The following is a 5722-nucleotide window of genomic DNA, read 5'->3' on the forward strand; positions in this document are numbered from 1 at the left end:
GGCCCCGACCGTGGTCGGGGCCTTCGGCATGCGGGGGCGAGCACCGTGCGGGGGCCGGGCGGCACGCGGGGTCGAGGAGGTCAGCCCACCCAGCAGCGCGTCACGGTGTCGTCCTCGACCTGGAAGTTGATCCGTCCGTGGCGGAACTCCATGGTCAGGAACGTGCCCGGGGGAACGGCCCGGACCGTGTCCCAGCCGCGGCTCCTGGCCTGCCGGTCCGCGGCGTCGGCGGCGAGGCCGACGTACGACTCGGTGGCGTCGTCCGGCTGTGCTGGAGGGGTCGGTAGAGATGCCATGCCCTCACCGTAGGCGGCCCCGGACCGTGACGGAAGGCGGGGCCGCCCGGGCGTTCCGCTGCATCTCCACATGCCGTGCCGGTCACGCTTGTGTCACAGGATCCCCACACGCGTATACGGGGGCCTATTCACCCGAACGGACCGGAAGGAAGCGGCGGCGCACAATATCGGGACCCGCCGTTCACGGGCGCGAGCGGGCGTCGACAGCCTTCCGGAATCACTGGGATGACCTGCTTCTTTTCACATCGGCGGCGCGTGTCGCCCGAATGGCCGGACACCGGAATTTCCCGCCCGCTTAAACCGGCCTTTCCTTTCCGTACGTTTCCCTCACGCCCGCCCGCGGGACGGGGTGGGAGTGTCTGTCCCCCGGGCCGGAGTGGCGCCGGAGTGTCATGGTCCGTCGAGCGCACGCGTGAGCCGGTCTCTCGCCTCCCGTATGACCTCGGTGAGCTCGGGAGGCTCGACGACCTCGAAATCGATGCCCATCATCAGCACGTGGATCACCAGCACGGTGAGGTCCGGCGCGCCCGCGGTCAGTCGGCAGGTGTCCGCGTCCACGGCCTCCAGGACCCCGGCGGACGGCGACACCCGCTGGGCCGCCTCCGCCAGCGGGGCCTTCAGCAGGATCACGGCCCGGGCCGCGTAGGCGGAGACCGCGACGCCCCGCGAGACGTACGCCGCCAGGTCCTCCGCGGGCGGGGTGCGCGGGGTGAAGCGGGGGCCGTGGGGCGGGGTCGGGGTGATCCGGTCCACCCGGAAGGTGCGCCAGTCCGCCCGCTCCAGGTCCCAGGCCACCAGGTACCAGCGGCGCTCGGTGCAGACGAGCCGGTGCGGTTCGACCGTACGGCGCGAGAGCTCCCCGTCGTGGGTGCGGTAGGCGAACCGGAGCCGTTCGGCGTCCCGGCACGCCCCGGCCAGCTCGGTGAGCAGGCCGGGATCGACCGCGGAGGCGTCCGGGCCGCGCAGCATCGGCACCGTGAACGCGCCCAGCGCGCTCACCCTGCGGCGCAGCCGGTTCGGCAGCACCTGTTCGAGCTTGGCCAGCGCGCGTACGGAGGTCTCGCCGATGCCCTCGACGCCGTGTCCTGCGGCCGTGCGCAGGCCGACCGCGACCGCGACGGCCTCCTCGTCGTCCAGCAGCAGCGGCGGCAGCTCGGCGCCCGCCCCGAGCTGGTAGCCGCCGCCGGTGCCCCGGCCGGCGTTCACCGGGTAGCCCAGGTCGCGCAGCTTGTCGACGTCCCGGCGCACGGTGCGCGGGGTGACCCCGAGCCGGTCGGCCAGATCGGCGCCGGACCAGTCGCGGCGGGCCTGGAGCAGTGAGAGCAGGCGCAGCAGTCGTGCCGAGGTCTCCAACATGCGGGCGAGTCTGCCAGGGGTTGCGGACAGTTTCCGTCCGCAACCCCGTCGCTCAGCGGTCGGCGGCTCCTGGCTCCAGGCGCAGGCAGAGATCGTTGTCGGCGGTGTAGCAAGGGGTGGCGAGCACCCCGGGGGCCGCCGGGCGGCCCGGGTAGACGAAGGACTTGTTGCGGGACCAGACGTCGTCGAGGATCCGGGAGATCCTGACCCCGTCCGCACCCGCCGCCGGGACCAGCCACAGCTGCCAGAGCTGCGCCTCGGGCACCGGCCCGGTGGCGGGCGGGGCGTAGGGCAGGGTGCAGGCGAAGGCGCCGGACGGCCCGTCGGCGGAGGTGAGCGGGAAGCTGTGCACCCGGGCCGGGTCCCCCGGCAGCCGCGCCTCCACGGCGGCCCCCTCCCCCGCGACGACGCCGTACAGCACGCCCTCGACCGTCATGCCGTCCGGGCCCACGACGACGGCTCCCGCCTCGGCGTGCGGGGCACGGACCCAGCAGCGCACGGCGAGCCGGCCGTCGGCGGTCGGGTAGGGCACCCGGGCGCTGACGCTCGCGGTTCCGGTGTCCGGGCTGCGGTCGACGAGGGCGCGCAGGTCCCGCAGCCCCGGCTCGACGACCGCCTCGGCACGCTCGGATCCGGGCTCCTCGACATAGGCGTCCCAGCGGCCCTCGGCCAGTTCGGCGGCGGCCGGGAGCACCGCCCGCAGCCGCCCGGGCCCTGACCTGCTGAGCGGTACCCGCACCGCGCCGCCGAGCTTGCGGCCCGCCGCGCCCCGACGCCGCAGGAGCAGCACGGCATCGGGGCCGGGGGCCGGGGCGGTCAGGTCGAAGGTCAGCGTTCCGGACCGGTCGGCGGCGCAGTCGGCCCGTACGGCGGTGGCACTCATGAGGTCCTCCCCTTGCGGAGCATGTCGGCGGCCTTGTAGCGCAGGGAGTAGGCCCCGTCGAGGACGCTGCCCCGCGTGCGGTGCAGCGCGGTGCGCAGGGCGCCGTGCCCGTGCCCCTGGGCGCCGCGCGCGACGAGTTCGGCGAACAGGCTCTCGTGGCGCTCGGCGATCCGCGCCGGGTCGAAGCGGGCCGAGGCCTTCAGCGCGGCCCCGCCCATCCGGTGGCGCAGTTCGTCGTCCTCGATCAGCTGGAGCAGCGCGGCCGCGATCGCGTCCGGGTCGCCGACCGGAACCAGGCGGCCGTCGACGCCGTCCTCGACGATCTCCGCCGGTCCGTGCGGGCAGTCGGTGGCGACGACCGGCAGCCCGCCGCGCATCGCCTCGACGATCGTCATGCCGAAGGACTCACGGTCCGAAGTGACGGCGGCGACAGACCCCTTGGGCCATTCGGCCTCCATCGGGTTGGCCGAGCCCATCAGGAACACGTGGTTGTGCAGGCCGAGTTCGTCGATGAGGGTGCGCAGCGCGCTCTGTTCGTTGCCGGTGGCGTCCCCGCCGCCGTAGATGCGCAGCCGCCAGTCGGGGCGGGCCGCGGACACCCGGGCGAAGGCCCGCACCAGGAGGTCGTAGCGCTTGACCCGGTGCAGCCGGCCCGCAGCGACCACCCACTTCAGGTCGCCGCCCGCGGGCGGACAGGCGGGCTCGGGGACGGCGTTGGGGATGGCCTCGATCCGCAGGCCCGGCAGCTTCAGCCGGTCGCGGTAGTCGTCCGCGTCGGCGCGGGTGACCGTGGTGAGCGCGTCGAGCAGCGTGTAGCGGTGGGCGATCTCGCGGCGCAGCCGGTAGCCGTGGCTGTCGAGCGTCAGATGCTCCTGCCCGACGCGCACCGGTCCGCGGCGGGTCTGCCGGCTGAGGTGCACGTTCAGACCGGGGCGGGTGCCGACGACCACGTCCGCCTCGATCCCCTGGAGATGGGCCGCGATCCGGGCGTCGGTGAGCCTGCTGTACTGCTTGTGCCTGCTGTCGCCGCGCGGGAACACGGCAGCGGGCCGGGCGTGTTCGGCGTCCTCGCCGTCGTAGGTCGCGCTCTTCTTCCGCAGGTCGACGAGGTGGCGCATCGTCACGCCGTCGGAGGCGCCGAGGACCGGGTCGTCACGGTGCCGGAAGACGGACACGATCTCGACGTCGTGCTGCTCGGCGAGCGTACGCGCGAGCGTGAACGTCGTCCGGATCGTTCCTCCGATTCCGTAGGCATTGTGCAGAAGAAAAGAAATATGCATGGTGTCGCTGTTTCCCCTGTCGACCTGGCTGTGTCAAGACTGTACGTCCCGGACGATTTCCGCCCGAAATGCGCCGGGAAATCCCGGAGCGCCCGCGAGCTCGCGCGCGGAATCCCCGGTTCCGTCACCACACCGCCGCTGACCTGCGGGTTCCGGAAGATGCTCATCCGTTTGACCGCGGGGACCGGAAGTGGCCGGACCGCGTCCGCGGGCCCGCCGGTGCGGTAAACCGGCGTCTGCCCGCCACCCGTTCGCCAACGCTTTCCTTCGAGCTTGACGTAGGAAAATGCCGGGAGGTTGCCTGCGTCCCGGTAAAACTTCCGGGCGGGACGCAGGCGGGATTACGCCGGCCGGGCGACGGCCGCACGCCGGCCGCCAGAAAAGCCGCACGCCAGGCGCCAGGGAAGCCGCACGCCTGCCGCGAGGCAGCCGTACGTCGACTGCTCGACGTACCGATGTGTCGACCTGTTCCGCACTTCCGTCCGCCCGGGTGCGTGACCCCGGCCACGGATCCCGCGTTGTCTCTTCATGAGCCGGGAACCACCCGGCCCACGCACCGAGTTCGAGGAGCCCCCGTGCCGCGCATGCTCGACGTCAGTCAGGACGTACGCGCCGAGATCGGCGACGACGAGGCCGACCGGCTGCTCGTCGGCGACAACGCCCCGGGCAGTTACGACTGCACCTCCTGCCGGACCCCCGGCGACTCCGACCAGGAACGCACCAGCACGGTCCTGTTCATCGGCGACGAGACCGCAGTCCTCGCGTTCGCCCACGCGACGTGCATCCCCTCGCAGGTCGTCAAGGTCGCGGAGGACCAGCTCCAGGGCGCGGTGCGCAGCATCACCGGCAGCGAGCAGAAGAATACGGAGGGGCTCATGCCCGAACAGGCCGTCCTCGGCATCACCAGCGGACTCGTCCTCATCGAGGACGATCTGCGCCCGGCCCTGGTCGTCGAACCGACCGGCCCGGTCGCCCGGCCCGGCACCGACGGCAGCGGGGGCGACGAGTTCCTCCAGCTGCTGCTGGAGCAGGGCTTCTGCCCCGCCCCCGACATGAACCGGCTGCCGGAGGTCCTCGCGGGCTGGTCCGTGCTGCTGGCGGTGGGTCAGCTGCACGCCGTGCTGCAGCCGAGCGCCGGGGGCGGCAATCCGGTCGCCTGGTGGCAGGCCCACCAGCCGCTCCAGGTGACCGACGGCTGGCGGGCCGCGGTCAACAAGTCCCAGACGGTGCTCGTCTTCGCCGCCCCGGCCGGCACCATCGGCCAGCAGCCGCGCGAGGACCTGCTCCGGGACGCGCTGGAGAAGGCCGCGGTCAACGGGGTCCTGGTCGCCGCCTCGATGCCGCTGGCCGGGACCTGAGCGTGTCCGCCCAGCTCGGACACCCCCGCCGAACAGCGATTTCTCCGGCGGGGCCGCATCCGACGGGCGGTGAGGTCGTTGGCACCTACGTGCACTCATACGACTCCTCCCGCCAGCATCAGAGTCAGATCCCTGCCATGCGTCCTTCGCAGGATCCGTCGGGGGCCGTGTCCCCCACCCCGATCTACGACGCGCTGTACTCCGAGTACCGGCGCTCGTTCCGGGCGTTGCCGGGCGACCGGAGCGGCGAGGAGAATCTCGGCTTCGCGGCCTTCGGCGCCGGCCTCTTCGCCTCCAGGAGCCCGCTGAGCGGTCACCCCGCACCCGCCGGGCCCGGCGGCCACCACGGCCACAGCGGGAGCGGCGGGCAGAGCCAGCACACCGGCAGCCTCGGCTCCTGGCAGCGGGTCGGGCGGCACGCGGGTCGGCCCCGGCCCGCGGCACTCCCGCCGGGGTCACGGGACTCCTGAGCCCCGGACGCCCGAGGCCCGCACGGAGCAGGACCGCACGACGAAGCCCTGGACCGCTCGCGCGAGAGCGGTCCAGGGG

At 73.3% G+C, this 5722-nt stretch carries 6 protein-coding genes; 2 read left to right on the forward strand and 4 right to left on the reverse strand.

The annotated features are described in order from the left end of the window. Positions 1-80: 80 nt before the first annotated feature. From ACFWRV_RS36220 to ACFWRV_RS36235, 4 genes are all read right to left on the reverse strand, one after another. Entirely contained in the window at positions 81-296 is a 216-nt protein-coding gene (locus tag ACFWRV_RS36220) for an I78 family peptidase inhibitor (protein WP_384340422.1), read from the reverse strand. A gap of 390 nt (positions 297-686) precedes the next feature. Further along, positions 687-1652, reverse strand: coding sequence for a helix-turn-helix transcriptional regulator (locus tag ACFWRV_RS36225; protein ID WP_384340424.1), 966 nt, complete (start codon positions 1650-1652; stop codon positions 687-689). A 52-nt stretch (positions 1653-1704) separates the two neighbouring features. After that, positions 1705-2535: a transferase gene (locus tag ACFWRV_RS36230; RefSeq protein WP_384340426.1), complete on the reverse strand. Its 831-nt coding sequence runs from the start codon at positions 2533-2535 to the stop codon at positions 1705-1707. Then, entirely contained in the window at positions 2532-3815 is a 1284-nt protein-coding gene (locus tag ACFWRV_RS36235) for a glycosyltransferase family 4 protein (protein WP_384340427.1), read from the reverse strand. The genes ACFWRV_RS36230 and ACFWRV_RS36235 overlap by 4 nt, the downstream gene beginning before the upstream one ends. A 575-nt stretch (positions 3816-4390) precedes the next feature. Between ACFWRV_RS36235 and ACFWRV_RS36240 the strand changes: the two genes are divergently transcribed. Together ACFWRV_RS36240 and ACFWRV_RS36245 are read left to right on the forward strand one after the other, a co-directional pair. Further along, complete coding sequence (locus ACFWRV_RS36240) at positions 4391-5173, forward strand: hypothetical protein (protein ID WP_384340429.1); 783 nt, start codon at positions 4391-4393, stop codon at positions 5171-5173. 137 nt (positions 5174-5310) lie between these two features. After that, positions 5311-5643, forward strand: coding sequence for a hypothetical protein (locus tag ACFWRV_RS36245; RefSeq protein ID WP_384340430.1), 333 nt, complete (start codon positions 5311-5313; stop codon positions 5641-5643). Positions 5644-5722 lie beyond the last annotated feature (79 nt).

The organism is Streptomyces sp. NPDC058576, assembly GCF_042718715.1.
In the GTDB taxonomy this organism is placed as follows: domain Bacteria; phylum Actinomycetota; class Actinomycetes; order Streptomycetales; family Streptomycetaceae; genus Streptomyces.